The organism is Flavobacterium magnum (assembly GCF_003055625.1).
Taxonomy (GTDB): domain Bacteria; phylum Bacteroidota; class Bacteroidia; order Flavobacteriales; family Flavobacteriaceae; genus Flavobacterium; species Flavobacterium magnum.
The window spans coordinates 3,226,720-3,239,976 of record NZ_CP028811.1; the positions used below are offsets into that span (position 1 = coordinate 3,226,720).

The following is a 13,257-nucleotide window of genomic DNA, read 5'->3' on the forward strand; positions in this document are numbered from 1 at the left end:
AACTTCGTTTTGTCCAGCCGAGAGTACTCAGCTTCGAAAGCCGCAACTGACGTGAAGCCGCCGGACGTTAGCAGCAACGCTAAAAAAACTAGACGATGAAAAACATATTAATAGCATTATTTATTCTCTTTGTTGCTTCTATGAAAGCCCAAAATAAAATTAGCGCTAGTGATAAAGCGTTAGCCGCAATTGACGCAATTGAAAAGTTCGAAGCAGAAATAAAAATTCCAAACCGATTAGCATGTTTAACTCAAATCTTTCCCAAAGATGTAGATTTTAATTATGTTGGTCAATGCTATAGACCAACTAAAGAAGAGTTACAATTATGGCGAGAATGGATTATAAAAAACAAAGAAAATTTAGAGTATGAGCAGGAAGAACCTGAAGGAAAGTTTGATTTTATTTTCGGTGAATTCAATATAGTATTCAATGATAAAAAAGGTACAATTCGAAATTCATACTGCAATTAAGCGCAGCTGCTAACAGCGGTTTCACGCAATTGCTGCTTCCCTTGTAAAATGTAACACCTTTTTCCATAACTTCGTTTGGTCCAGCCGAGAGTACTCAGTTCCAAAAGCCGCAACTGACGTAAAGCCGCCGGACGTTAGCAGACATTTTGCCCAACAACCATGAACAAACTACCATTTATAATTTTACTATTAATTTTCATTGCAAGTTGCAAAGAAAAAGTTCCGAAAACTGTAGAATTTGACTTGCTTCCAATGAAGGTGCCTGCTGATACAACAAACGGCAAACAGTTTATTACTATCATTCCTTTTAATGCAATTCATAAAATCAGTTTAACGAAAACTGAATTAAAAATATTGAATGAAAAATTAAATAAAAGTGTGATGATTTATAATAAAATCCATACAAAAAAAATTGATCTGAAAAATTACAACAGACAATACTTTCCGTACATAAATGCAAAAGGTGAAAAACAAGTTGAAATAAATTGCTTTTGTCAATTCTTTGACAACGATAACTGGAAATCTAAGCGCGTAGATGTTTCAGACGGTGGAGAATCTTATTTCAATTTGAATGTAAATTTAGACGACAATTCATTTTCGGATTTAAGTGTGAACGGTCGAGCGTAATCAAAAACGGCATATAACAGCGGTTTCACGCAATTGCTACTTCCGTTGTAAAATGAACCACCTTTTTCCATAACTTCGTTCTGTGTCGCCGAGAGCACTCAGTTCCAAAAGCCGCAACTGACGTGAAGCCGCCGGACGTTATCTGATATTTATGTTGCGAACGTGTAAAATCGTACTATTATGAAATTTATTCATTTACTTTTATTTTTGGTTATATCGTTTAATATTGATGCACAAATTAACACCGATTTTGTCGTTTACAATGATCAAATATGGAGCTTAACGAAAGATGGAAAAATTGACGTATTCGATTATAAAAATGAAACTAAAGTTGAAAACTTAATTTCATATTCAGATACAATTTATATAATAACTAAAGACAAAAATAATATTCCAATAATAATAGATAATAAAAACGCAATAAAGAAATATGATAATCAAACTAAATCTTGGAGTAAGATTTATAACTATATTAAAAAGCCTTTGGGAGTTTTGTTTGACAAAGAAAATAATTGTTACTCAATTACAGAAAAAGGAATAATAAATTTAAAAAGCGGCAAGACATATTTCTCAAATAAATCTCTAAATCACCAAATCCATTATAATGACAATTGGTCAAGACGTGCGCTAACTTTTTTTATGGATAAAGACGATAATATTTGGATTGGTTTTGGATATGGCGAATGGGGTGGAGATATATTTATATTTAATACAAAAAGTAAAAAATTTATAGTTCCTGAACTTGGCAAATTTGAAATTGAATTGTATCCAGTGAAATCGTTTTTTGAAGACGAGAATTATGTTTATCTTTCTTCAGGTTTAGCACATATGTCAACAAGTGGTTGCATCGTTCAGTTTGATAAATTTCATGCTTCATTCTTTTTTAAAAGCGAATCAGAATGGCAAAAAGTAAGTGGTGATGAAAATAAGCCCAAGTATATCCCTGCACAATATATTGGACCGGCCACATTTAATAAATACAACAATTCGATTTATTTTTATTCTCAAGATGGAATTTTCAAGGGTGATGTCAAAAAGAATCTTTCTGAATTGAAAGATTGGGAAAATATAATTAAGCCAAATTTGCAATGGAAAGTTGGACAACCTGACGCCGTTGGTTCGCCGATGAATGTTTCCAGGATTACAATTATTGCAAATGATAAATTTGTGATACAAACACAAAACAATGGAGTTGGTTATTTTAATGGAAAGGAATTAATTCTAATAAATTAAACATCAGATAACAGCGGTTTCACGCAATTGCTGCTTCCCTTGTAAAATGAACCACCTTTTTCCATAACTTCGTTCTGTCCAGCCGAGAGTACTCAGTTCCAAATGCCGCAACTGACGTGAAGCCGCCGGACGTTATCTACAGGCTTTGACCAACGATGAAACCAATTATGACCGAAAAGCATGAAAATAAATATTCGATAGATTATTCAACATTTATAAAAAATGTTGAAAACATTACTGGCTTAAGTCCGGCGGATTTGCTTCATAGTTATGAAGAATTTATTTCCGGGTTAAATGAGTATGAAAATGTAGAAAACTATTCTGAATGGCAATATGAATTTGATTACGATGCTTACATCCGAATAGAAATTGAAAAAGTAGTTTCAAATGTTGAACTTTCAAATAATACTTTTTTAAAACAATTTAAAGATAAGGTTGAACTTTTGGATTCTCAATTTAAAAAGTTTCTTAAAAATGGAGACGATGACAAATGGTGGGAAACACCAAAAATCAAGTTCCAAAATTAAGCCTATAGATAACAGCGGTTTCACGCAATTGCTGCTTGTCTTGTAAAATGAACCGCCTTTTTCCATAACTTCGTTTTGTCCAGCCGAGAGTACTCAGTTCCAAAAGCCGCAACTGACGTGAAGCCGCCGGACGTTGTGCGCAACTTATACCAACCGTGTCGTAAAATATACATATGAAAAATTTTTATATACTTAGCTTTTTAGTATTAATATTAGGCTTAGTTTCATGTCAAGAAAAGATAAAGAAAGCTGAATTTCGTAAAAAAGAAGTTCATTTAATTGACAATAAAATCATAAATAATTTTTTAGAATATTGTTTTAAAAATGATAGTGGAATCGTGAAAGGTTGTAAAGTTGTTTTAGATCATGATTTATCGCAAGCACCTTTAAGTGAAGAAGAGTTATTATCAGTAGATGGGTTGGATTCAATATTCACTAAAGAAGACATTGATTATATACATAAACAGAATAAAATTAAAGACGATTTTAGATTGCAACAGCAATACTTTAAAAATTCTATCATTGTATCTGCTGATACAATTAGTTCAATGATAAAAAAGAGTAAAGATAAAGATGGTCGATCTACACTTTTCTGGGAGGAATTTTATAAAAAATATGGTGATGGATTTTGTACACTCAGCAAACCTTTATTCTCTAAAAATCATCAAATTGTAATTATCAGCAGTGGCTATCATTGTGGAGGATTATGTGGTGGCGGTGGAACTTATATTTTAAAAAAAGTTGACTCCAATTGGAAAGTCATCGCTACAATCAGGAATTGGGTAAGTTAAGCTGCGCACAACAGCGGTTTCACGCAATTGCTGCTTCCCTTGTAAAATGAACCGCCTTTTTCCATAACTTCGTCTTGTCCAGCCGAGAGTACTCAGCTTCGAAAGCCGCAACTGACGTGAAGCCGCCGGACGTTAGCTGCCATTGCAAACTCAAATCGCGCATGAAAACGACATCTAAATTAAATAGATTTTTGATTCCCGCTTCATTACTCCTAACTGTTGTTGGCTTTGGAATGATAATATTTATGCTTACTGTCACTGATGAAAAAGCAAAACAACTTCCTATTGGACCGTGGGTTTTTATCTGTCTGTTTTGCTCGGCGGCAATTTCAACAGCACTGTTAGTAATGCTATTTTTAAAACACATAACCATTGACGAGAATTCAGTATCCGTAAAATATCTTTTCCGGAAGAAACTCGAATATTCCTTTGAAGAAATTACTGGTTATAATGAGTATGAAAACTTTTCTTCAACTGGTAATTATATGACATTTCATTTTAAAACCAATGACGACAAAATTCATATGTTTAGCACGTTGGAATTTCGCAATTATTCACAAATAAGTTCAATGATCTCCCAAAAAACTACGATAATGAATATTGGAAAGTTTCATAACTTACTAAAAGGTGTATCAATCTTATTGATTGTTATGGCTATTATTGGAACTTTAATAATATTTAAGCTTTCCAGCAACGGCAGCTAACAGCGGTTTCACGCAATTGCTACTCCCATTGTAAAATGAACTTCATTTTTCCATAACTTCGTTTTGTCCAGCCGAGAGTACTCAGTTCCAAAAGCCGCAACTGACGTGAAGCCGCCGGACGTTATGGGCAACCAATTCGCCAAAATTACGCAACTGTTATGTCGAAAATATTTGAAAAAATAACTGAAATTGTAGGCTGGCTGCAAATTGTAGCTTCTCCCCTTTTGATATGCGGTGCTATAGCTGCAGTAATTTATTTTTCAAGTCCAAGTTTTGAAAGATTATTGCTGGCCGCGATCATGGTTTTAATAGGACTGACTGTAGGAATAATATTTGCAAACAAAATCATGCGGACAAAAGGTACTGTCTGGTTTATGTCAAGAATATCTGCGACGCCTGAATTGGATGAAAATGACATAAAGCCAAGAAAAAAAACTAAGAATTAAGAGTTAAAAGAAAATATTTTTGGCTGCCCATAACAGCGGTTTCACGCAATTGCTGCTTCCCTTGTAAAACGAACTTCTTTTTTCCATAACTTCGTTTGGTCCACGCCGAGAATACTCAGTTCCAAAAGCCGCAACTGACGTGAAGCCGCCGGACTTTAGCTGCAAGCCTTCCGCAGACTCAAAAAAACATAACTATGAAAAAGCTCTCAATAATCCTTTGCATTCTGATTTCAATAAGTTTTGGAAAACCTCAAAACCAAGATTTTAAACTCGAAATCACAAAGATCGATTCGCGTAAATTTGATAACATAAAGGTTACCCTAAAGCTGAAAAATAACTCATCAAGAGATATTGAGTATTTTAATATGTCTTGTTCATATGATATATTGTACGTTACAGATAACCCTGAAGTTGAAATTATAGGTAAAGAGTGTGATAAAAATATAGCCGTAATTCGTAAAATTGCATCAAAGAATTCAGTTAAGATGAAAATTAATTTAAAGTGTAAAAATTTAAAAAAAAACAGTTTTAAAATAGGTTTTGAGTTAACGGAATTGCCGGAAAAAATTCAAATGCGAAGTGATCATTCCGCGATTTTCACGCCAACAATAATCTGGACAGACAAGATCAACTTATAATATCAATAGGCCAGCAGCTAACAGCGGTTTCACGCAATTGCTACTTTCCGTGTAAAATGTAACCGCTTTTTCCATAACTTCGTTTTGTCCAGCCGAGAGTACTCAGTTCCAAAAGCCGCAACTGACGTGAAGCCGCCGGACGTTATGCGACAGCTAGCCGCCGATTCAGGAAACTAACGCAACACTTTTTAACCTAAATTAGTGTTGTATGAAAACAAAATTTACCCGTTTAAATCTTGCTGAAAGGATACAGATTGAGAAGCTTTTTGATAAGGGATTATCCGCCTCAGCTATCGCTGTTTTACTTGGGAGGCACAAGTCCACCATCACCCGAGAACTTAAGAAAACGCATTACAAAACCTATCTGGCAATCAATGCACATATCAGGTCCGTTAAGATATGCAGCGCCAAAAACTATGGACGGTCGAAGATCTCAGGCAACAAGAAATTGTATGATTATGTGGTGAAACACCTGCGCAAAAGATGGTCACCGGAGCAGATTTCATTATCTTTAAAAAAGAAATTCCCAAACCAGAAACACATGCAGACAAGCCACGAAACCATCTATTATTTTGTATACCTCCACAGCAAGAAATCACTCAAGGAGGAACTCATCAAACAGCTCCGGCAGCAGCGAAAAACACGCGGATCAAGGCATACCAAAGCCGTACGCGACGTAAAGATAACCGATCGGATAAGCGATGAGCGGCCTGAAGAAGTGAAGGGACGCCAGATCCCGGGGCATTGGGAGGGCGACCTCATTGTCGGGAAGGAACACGGCTCATACATCGGTACACTGGTCGAAAGGTCATCACGCTATGTCATCCTGGTACACCTGCAGAACAAGGAGGCAGCCACAGTCCGAAAGGCATTCGAGCAGGAATTGGCAAAACTGCCGAAAATCATGCGAAAGAGCCTCACATACGATAATGGGACCGAGATGGCACAACACAAATTACTCACCAAAACAACCAAAATGAAAGTCTATTTTACACACCCATACAGCCCATGGGAAAGGCCCACAAACGAAAATACGAACGGATTGCTCCGCGATTATTTCCCGAAGGGAACCGACCTGTCAGTGCACTCAAAAGCGCATCTGAAAAAAGTGCAGAAGGAACTCAATGAACGACCAAGGAAGGTCCTCGACGTGAGGTCACCAATCGAGGTTTTTAAAGAATTAATACTCGACAAAATTCCGCTTTGAATAATTTCATTATTTTTACTAAAAGTTGCGTTAGCAATTTGAAACCGCCAGCGGGCTGCGCTCCGCGCGGGTTTTGCGTGCTCGGCTTGTGACTGCAGAAACTATAAAAACTTTTTTTTAGCCGCCGCATAACAGCGGTTTCACGCAATTGCTACTTTTCTTGTAAAATGTAACCGCTTTTTCCATAACTTCGTTTTGTCCACGCCGAGAATACTCAGTTCCAAATGCCGCAACTGACGTGAAGCCGCCGGACGTTAGCACTAATACCACCGCCGACATGAGCGAATCCTTATATCATCAAAATAAGCCATTAGTGCATCTAATGATTTTAGGTATTCTTTGCTTCATTAGGATTTCATTTATTGATGATCCGGTTGAAACTTTTATTTTGATTGCATGGGCATTTTATTTTATGGGAATAGGCTTTGCTTTTTTGACAATGAATTATCGAAGTAAAAAAACACCTCAAATATTATTGCATCTTATTTGTGCTTTTCTAACTAATTGTTTAGCGTTTTACTTTTTCACGATGAGTGATAGCCAAAACTTTCTTCTCTTATTAGGCGCTTTTATTGGATCTTTATCATATAACATTTTTACTAAATTAATTTTTAAATTTTCTGTTTCATACAGAGAAATCATATTTGTTGCTATTATTAGTTTAATTGCATTTCTTCCAGGACAATTATACTACTGGGACATTTTGGCAAAATGTATCAGCCTTTTTGCATGGACAATAGTAAATGGTTATTTTGCGAAGAAAAGGTACTAGTGCTAACAGCGGTTTCACGCAATTGCTGCTTTTCGTGTAAAATGAAAGACCTTTTTCCATAACTTCGTTCTGTTCAGCCGAGAGTACTCATTTCCAAATGTCGCAACTGACGTGAAGCCGCCGGACGTTAGCAGTAATGCTGCCAGAAATGAACATAATACTAGCATTTACATGACGGGAATTTACTTAATTTGCTTTGGCTTTGTTTTAATTTTTACTTCCGGTATACCAGCGACTCATCAAACTTTAAGACATTCAAAATCATATAATGCATTTTTCATTCTTGCTGTATTTATAGCTCTTATATTTTTACTTACAATAAATTATCCGCTTTCAAATTCTGACAAAGTTCTTTCGTTGACAGTCTTTAGTCCCTTAACTTTTATGCTTTTCTATAAGCTATTTGACAAAATAATTGAGAGTCTATAAGCGCAATATTTACTTTACCAGGCAACATCCTATGGACGATGAAGGCAATGAATCTAAATTTTTAGATGGTATATTTCAAATATTCCTTTTTTCAACTCCCTTTTTGTGGTTATATTTGGGAACAATAATTTTTAAGAGACATTAATGCACTACTGCTAACAGCGGTTTCACGCAATTGCTGCGTTCCTTGTAAAATAAACCACCTTTTTCCATAACTTCGTTTTGTCCACGCCGAGAATACTCAGTTCCAAATGCCGCAACTGACGTGAAGCCGCCGGACGTTATGCGACATGCTATCGCCGAATCAGGAAACTAACGCAACACTTTTTAACCTAAATTAGTGTTGTATGAAAACAAAATTTACCCGTTTAAATCTTGCTGAAAGGATACAGATTGAGAAGCTTTTTGATAAGGGATTATCCGCCTCAGCTATCGCTGTTTTACTTGGGAGGCACAAGTCCACCATCACCCGAGAACTTAAGAAAACGCATTACAAAACCTATCTGGCAATCAATGCACATATCAGGTCCGTTAAGATATGCAGCGCCAAAAACTATGGAAGGTCGAAGATCTCAGGCAACAAGAAATTGTATGATTATGTGGTGAAACACCTGCGCAAAAGATGGTCACCGGAGCAGATTTCATTATCTTTAAAAAAGAAATTCCCAAACCAGAAACACATGCAGACAAGCCACGAAACCATCTATTATTTTGTATACCTCCACAGCAAGAAATCACTCAAGGAGGAACTCATCAAACAGCTCCGGCAGCAGCGAAAAACACGCGGATCAAGGCATACCAAAGCCGTACGCGACGTAAAGATAACCGATCGGATAAGCATCGATGAGCGGCCTGAAGAAGTGAAGGGACGCCAGATCCCGGGGCATTGGGAGGGCGACCTCATTGTCGGGAAGGAACACGGCTCATACATCGGTACACTGGTCGAAAGGTCATCACGCTATGTCATCCTGGTACACCTGCAGAACAAGGAGGCAGCCACAGTCCGAAAGGCATTCGAGCAGGAATTGGCAAAACTGCCGAAAATCATGCGAAAGAGCCTCACATACGATAATGGGACCGAGATGGCACAACACAAATTACTCACCAAAACAACCAAAATGAAAGTCTATTTTACACACCCATACAGCCCATGGGAAAGGCCCACAAACGAAAATACGAACGGATTGCTCCGCGATTATTTCCCGAAGGGAACCGACCTGTCAGTGCACTCAAAAGCGCATCTGAAAAAAGTGCAGAAGGAACTCAATGAACGACCAAGGAAGGTCCTCGACGTGAGGTCACCAATCGAGGTTTTTAAAGAATTAATACTCGACAAAATTCCGCTTTGAATAATTTCATTATTTTTACTAAAAGTTGCGTTAGCAATTTGAAACCGCCTCGCGAAACATGCGTAAATTCAAGAACTTAATGCAACAATATTTTAAATTAACCCCCGTTTTTGTTATCTCGATATTTATCATCGTAATTGGAATTCCATATGGGATATTCGGATTATCACAAACTGGTGGATCAAGTTTGGGTGGAGTTTTAATATTATGTGCTGTAGCGATTTCAGCATTAGTATTGTTCTTTGATCGATTACTCGTATCCACGATTTCTTCTAAAAAATTAAGTATCGCAGAGTTTATAATTTTGGTAGTTATTACTTTTTTTTACTTCTATAGTGAAAGAAAAATAGAAATAAAAATAGATTCAAAAACAAGTTATTTTGTCTTGATTGAGAATAACGGAAACTTTGTCGATTCAAATTTAAAATACAAATTCCCATTTGACAAAATACTTAATACAAAAAAAAAGCATGCAGTTATAAATTCAATATCAAAAAACTATCAGAGAATTAATTTAGATATTGATAAAAGTTGGGGAAGTTTGGTAATGCGACCTGAGAAGATGCAAAATATAAATATTCAGTTTTATTCTTTTGGAGATATTGATTTCAGTCAAAACAATATAGATTCGTTAGTAATCAAAGAAATTAATTTGCTGGAAAGAAAATAGCAAAACTGCTGCTAACAGCGGTTTCACGCAATTGCTGCTTCCCTTGTAAAATGAACTTCTTTTTTCCATAACTTCGTTCTGTCCAGCCGAGAGTACTCAGCTTCGAAAGCCGCAACTGACGTGAAGCCGCCGGACGTTAGCAGTAATCTTCAATTCCATTCATGATAAACAAATTTTCAATTTCGCTTCTATTAATATTCAATTACAGCTTTGGCCAAAAAACAAAAATTGACCGCTTTGTAAGCGATGCTGCTAAAGCGGTAATAAAACCGGAATTCAGATATTATAATTTAATAGATTCGAGTTTCATTGCAGAAAATAACAAAATTTATTTAGATCGATTTGAGGAAGCGGAATTATCAGAAAATTATCCGGACTTACATATTGGCCAACTTTTTGAACATGATTCCGTCAACGCTTTAAATTGGAACGATTACAATATCCCAAGAGCAAAAGTCATCTCTCCGAAAGAGATACCAAAGTATCATTTAAATAGCAGAATTGTAGTAGTACGGTATTCCGATACTCCCAAAGAAGAACTGGATCGTTTGGAAAAGGATAAGCCGTTTGGCAAAATCATAGTAATCATAGATAAAAATTGGAGTGAAGAAAGAAAACAACGGGAAATAGACGAAAAGGTAGATGATTTTGAAAAACGCTTTGCTGAATATCAAAGTACTTTTGCTGAAGAAGATAAAATTTATTACAGTTTTTCAACTCCTGTCTTCTCAGATGATAACAAGTATGCGTTAATGTCAATTCACGTGGATTCCAGAAAATCCAGTTGCTGTGGTTGTAGCTATCTCTTTAAATTTGAAAATGAAAGTTGGCAACAAATTTATATATTCAGGTGCATTATGAGGTGAGAAAGACTACTGCTAACAGCGGTTTCACGCAATTGCTGCTTCTCTTGTAAAATGAACCGCCTTTTTCCCTAACTTCGTTCTGTCCAGCCGAGAGAACTCAGTTCCAAAAGCCGCAACTGACGTGAAGCCGCCGGACGTTATCAGCCATTACACGACAAAACTATGCTTGAAATAGAATTTGAAAACCCGAACATCAGCGTATGCGAATGCTGCGGAGGAAATACAACTCGACTAACTCGGTTTGTTCACAAAGACGGAAATGCATTCGCAATTTATTATTTAACCTTTACTGATAATCATCCTGATAAATCAATCATTGGCATAATCAGTATTGGAGACTGGGGAAGTGACGGTCCTCCGAAAAACAGAAAATCGTTTCCTTTTAAAATTTGGACAAATGAAAAAAATTACCAAATTGGTTTGATCGACAAAATTGAATCGCCATGGCAAGATGCTTTATTAGGAGAAATATTGAACAGAAATGAAGCGCTAAAACATAATTGGATTAAAGATGTATTTCACATTACCGACCATATCGTCGCAGAGGACATACTCGCAATTGAGTATTTAAATCAAAGTAACGGCTGATAACAGCGGTTTCACGCAATTGCTGCGTTCCTTGTAAAATGCACTTCTTTTTTCCATAACTTCGTTCTGTCCAGCCGAGAATACTCAGTTCCAAAAGCCGCAACTGACGTGAAGCCGCCGGACGTTAGCAGCAAGCTTCGAAAAAATCGCGTTCAATCAACAAAGGTCGAAATGGAAAACGAACTAATTCAACAAGCAATTCTGAAAAGAAAAATACAGTTATCTACTTCCGAAAAGCTAACTTATTACAGATCTGTATTTTTTTTGATGACTGTTACGGCATTGTGCTTTTTTGATTTTTTCAGAAATACAAAATTAGATTTAAATGACAGTTCTTTGAAATGGGGTTTAACTCTGTTCATTTTCAGTGTAATTGTTTTTGTCAATCAGAATTCAAAACTCAAATTAAAAAGTATTGCAGCAAAAAATTGCATAGATAATTTATCTGAAAAAATTACTGAGATTGCCAGACTCAACAATTGGAAAATAGAGTTTTCGAATAGAAATACTTTCATATTGACTAACTCTCGACCGTTCTCCAGCGGTCGCTATACATTTTCCAAAAGTATGGGTGAAAAAATTTATATATTTAAAGAATCAAATGAGATTTTATTTAGGAGTATTTATGACATGGAGCAAAATAATGGAATTGTAATTGGTGGTGGTGAAAACCAGGAAAATGAGAGGAAAATTAAAGCCTGCTGCTAACAGCGGTTTCACGCAATTGCTACTTTCCTTGTAAAATGAACTTCTTTTTTCCATAACTTCGTTTTGTCCAGCCGAGAGTACTCAGTTCCAAAAGCCGCAACTGACGTGAAGCCGCCGGACGTTACCTGCAATAACCACGCCGGTTCAGGAAACTAACGCAACACTTTTTAACCTAAATTAGTGTTGTATGAAAACAAAATTTACCCGTTTAAATCTTGCTGAAAGGATACAGATTGAGAAGCTTTTTGATAAGGGATTATCCGCCTCAGCTATCGCTGTTTTACTTGGAAGGCACAAGTCCACCATCACCCGAGAACTTAAGAAAACGCATTACAAAACCTATCTGGCAATCAATGCACATATCAGGTCCGTTAAGATATGCAGCGCCAAAAACTATGGAAGGTCGAAGATCTCAGGCAACAAGAAATTGTATGATTATGTGGTGAAACACCTGCGCAAAAGATGGTCACCGGAGCAGATTTCATTATCTTTAAAAAAGAAATTCCCAAACCAGAAACACATGCAGACAAGCCACGAAACCATCTACTATTTTGTATACCTCCACAGCAAGAAATCACTCAAGGAGGAACTCATCAAGCAGCTACGGCAGCAGCGAAAAACACGCGGATCAAGGCATACCAAGGCAGTACGCGACGTAAAGATACCCGACAGGACCAGCATCGATGAGCGGCCTGAAGAAGTGAAGGGACGCCAGATCCCGGGGCATTGGGAGGGCGACCTCATTGTCGGGAAGGAGCACGGCTCATACATCGGGACACTGGTCGAGAGATCATCACGCTATGTCATCCTGGTACACCTGCAGAACAAGGAGGCAGCCACGGTCCGAAAGGCATTCGAGCAGGAATTGGCAAAACTGCCGAAAATCATGCGAAAGAGCCTCACATACGATAATGAGACCGAGATGGCACAACACAAATTACTCACCAAAACAACAAAAATGAAAGTCTACTTTACCCACCCATACAGCCCGTGGGAAAGGCCCACAAACGAAAATACGAACGGATTGCTCCGCGATTATTTCCCGAAGGGAACCGACCTGTCGGTGCACTCAAAAGCACACCTGAAAAAAGTGCAGAAGGAGCTCAATGAACGACCAAGGAAGGTTCTCGACGTGAGGTCCCCAGTCGAGGTTTTTAAAGAATTAATACTCGACAAAATTCCGCTTTGAATAATTTCATTATTTTTACTAAAAGTTGCGTTAGCAATTTGAA

The 13,257-nt window shown here is 37.1% G+C and carries 16 protein-coding genes; all 16 read left to right on the top strand.

Annotation, left to right across the window (positions count from 1 at the left end; translation table 11 throughout):
- Positions 1–95 precede the first annotated feature (95 nt).
- The 16 genes from HYN48_RS14100 (at position 96) to HYN48_RS14170 (ending at position 13,214) form a co-directional block, all read left to right on the top strand.
- Entirely contained in the window at positions 96–470 is a 375-nt protein-coding gene (locus HYN48_RS14100; protein WP_108372826.1) for a hypothetical protein, read from the top strand.
- Between the two features lie 159 nt (positions 471–629).
- Entirely contained in the window at positions 630–1,097 is a 468-nt protein-coding gene (locus HYN48_RS14105; RefSeq protein WP_108372828.1) for a hypothetical protein, read from the top strand.
- A 180-nt stretch (positions 1,098–1,277) separates the two neighbouring features.
- On the top strand, positions 1,278–2,330 hold the full coding sequence (locus HYN48_RS14110; RefSeq protein ID WP_108372830.1) for a ligand-binding sensor domain-containing protein: 1,053 nt from the start codon (positions 1,278–1,280) through the stop codon (positions 2,328–2,330).
- A gap of 167 nt (positions 2,331–2,497) precedes the next feature.
- The gene (locus tag HYN48_RS14115; protein WP_108372832.1) at positions 2,498–2,857 is read left to right on the top strand and encodes a hypothetical protein; all 360 of its coding nucleotides are present in this window, start codon (positions 2,498–2,500) and stop codon (positions 2,855–2,857) included.
- 173 nt (positions 2,858–3,030) lie between these two features.
- Complete coding sequence (locus tag HYN48_RS14120) at positions 3,031–3,648, top strand: hypothetical protein (protein ID WP_108372710.1); 618 nt, start codon at positions 3,031–3,033, stop codon at positions 3,646–3,648.
- Between the two features lie 161 nt (positions 3,649–3,809).
- Positions 3,810–4,352 (top strand): hypothetical protein, encoded by a 543-nt coding sequence (locus tag HYN48_RS14125; protein WP_108372834.1) that lies wholly within the window; start codon positions 3,810–3,812, stop codon positions 4,350–4,352.
- Positions 4,353–4,510: 158 nt separating this feature from the next.
- The gene (locus HYN48_RS15230) at positions 4,511–4,798 is read left to right on the top strand and encodes a hypothetical protein (protein ID WP_146171825.1); all 288 of its coding nucleotides are present in this window, start codon (positions 4,511–4,513) and stop codon (positions 4,796–4,798) included.
- A gap of 194 nt (positions 4,799–4,992) precedes the next feature.
- Positions 4,993–5,436 (top strand): hypothetical protein, encoded by a 444-nt coding sequence (locus HYN48_RS14130; protein WP_108372836.1) that lies wholly within the window; start codon positions 4,993–4,995, stop codon positions 5,434–5,436.
- Between the two features lie 208 nt (positions 5,437–5,644).
- A complete protein-coding gene (locus HYN48_RS14135) occupies positions 5,645–6,643 on the top strand; it encodes an IS30 family transposase (RefSeq protein ID WP_108372839.1) in 999 nt (332 codons plus the stop codon).
- Positions 6,644–6,920: 277 nt separating this feature from the next.
- Positions 6,921–7,415 (top strand): hypothetical protein, encoded by a 495-nt coding sequence (locus tag HYN48_RS14140; protein WP_108372841.1) that lies wholly within the window; start codon positions 6,921–6,923, stop codon positions 7,413–7,415.
- Positions 7,416–8,191: 776 nt separating this feature from the next.
- Positions 8,192–9,193, top strand: a complete 1,002-nt coding sequence (locus tag HYN48_RS14145; RefSeq protein WP_108372774.1) for an IS30 family transposase — start codon at positions 8,192–8,194, stop codon at positions 9,191–9,193.
- 58 nt (positions 9,194–9,251) lie between these two features.
- Entirely contained in the window at positions 9,252–9,863 is a 612-nt protein-coding gene (locus tag HYN48_RS14150) for a hypothetical protein (protein WP_108372844.1), read from the top strand.
- Between the two features lie 161 nt (positions 9,864–10,024).
- Entirely contained in the window at positions 10,025–10,729 is a 705-nt protein-coding gene (locus HYN48_RS14155; RefSeq protein ID WP_108372846.1) for an HMG-box domain-containing protein, read from the top strand.
- A gap of 162 nt (positions 10,730–10,891) precedes the next feature.
- Complete coding sequence (locus HYN48_RS14160) at positions 10,892–11,317, top strand: hypothetical protein (RefSeq protein ID WP_108372848.1); 426 nt, start codon at positions 10,892–10,894, stop codon at positions 11,315–11,317.
- A 171-nt stretch (positions 11,318–11,488) separates the two neighbouring features.
- Positions 11,489–12,025 carry a hypothetical protein gene (locus HYN48_RS14165; RefSeq protein ID WP_108372850.1) on the top strand — a complete coding sequence of 179 codons (537 nt, stop codon included), beginning with the start codon at positions 11,489–11,491 and terminating at the stop codon, positions 12,023–12,025.
- A gap of 187 nt (positions 12,026–12,212) precedes the next feature.
- Complete coding sequence (locus tag HYN48_RS14170) at positions 12,213–13,214, top strand: IS30 family transposase (RefSeq protein ID WP_108372852.1); 1,002 nt, start codon at positions 12,213–12,215, stop codon at positions 13,212–13,214.
- Positions 13,215–13,257 lie beyond the last annotated feature (43 nt).

Excerpts from the sequence above, each read along its gene's own strand:
- HYN48_RS14140 (WP_108372841.1), top strand. The coding sequence starts at position 6,921 with ATGAGCGAATCCTTATATCATCAAAATAAGCCATTAGTGCATCTAATG.
- HYN48_RS14160 (WP_108372848.1), top strand. The coding sequence starts at position 10,892 with ATGCTTGAAATAGAATTTGAAAACCCGAACATCAGCGTATGCGAATGC.
- HYN48_RS14165 (WP_108372850.1), top strand. The coding sequence starts at position 11,489 with ATGGAAAACGAACTAATTCAACAAGCAATTCTGAAAAGAAAAATACAG.
- HYN48_RS14155 (WP_108372846.1), top strand. The coding sequence starts at position 10,025 with ATGATAAACAAATTTTCAATTTCGCTTCTATTAATATTCAATTACAGC.
- HYN48_RS15230 (WP_146171825.1), top strand. The coding sequence starts at position 4,511 with ATGTCGAAAATATTTGAAAAAATAACTGAAATTGTAGGCTGGCTGCAA.
- HYN48_RS14120 (WP_108372710.1), top strand. The coding sequence starts at position 3,031 with ATGAAAAATTTTTATATACTTAGCTTTTTAGTATTAATATTAGGCTTA.
- HYN48_RS14145 (WP_108372774.1), top strand. The coding sequence starts at position 8,192 with ATGAAAACAAAATTTACCCGTTTAAATCTTGCTGAAAGGATACAGATT.
- HYN48_RS14135 (WP_108372839.1), top strand. The coding sequence starts at position 5,645 with ATGAAAACAAAATTTACCCGTTTAAATCTTGCTGAAAGGATACAGATT.
- HYN48_RS14170 (WP_108372852.1), top strand. The coding sequence starts at position 12,213 with ATGAAAACAAAATTTACCCGTTTAAATCTTGCTGAAAGGATACAGATT.
- HYN48_RS14110 (WP_108372830.1), top strand. The coding sequence starts at position 1,278 with ATGAAATTTATTCATTTACTTTTATTTTTGGTTATATCGTTTAATATT.
- HYN48_RS14105 (WP_108372828.1), top strand. The coding sequence starts at position 630 with ATGAACAAACTACCATTTATAATTTTACTATTAATTTTCATTGCAAGT.
- HYN48_RS14130 (WP_108372836.1), top strand. The coding sequence starts at position 4,993 with ATGAAAAAGCTCTCAATAATCCTTTGCATTCTGATTTCAATAAGTTTT.
- HYN48_RS14125 (WP_108372834.1), top strand. The coding sequence starts at position 3,810 with ATGAAAACGACATCTAAATTAAATAGATTTTTGATTCCCGCTTCATTA.
- HYN48_RS14115 (WP_108372832.1), top strand. The coding sequence starts at position 2,498 with ATGACCGAAAAGCATGAAAATAAATATTCGATAGATTATTCAACATTT.
- HYN48_RS14100 (WP_108372826.1), top strand. The coding sequence starts at position 96 with ATGAAAAACATATTAATAGCATTATTTATTCTCTTTGTTGCTTCTATG.
- HYN48_RS14150 (WP_108372844.1), top strand. The coding sequence starts at position 9,252 with ATGCGTAAATTCAAGAACTTAATGCAACAATATTTTAAATTAACCCCC.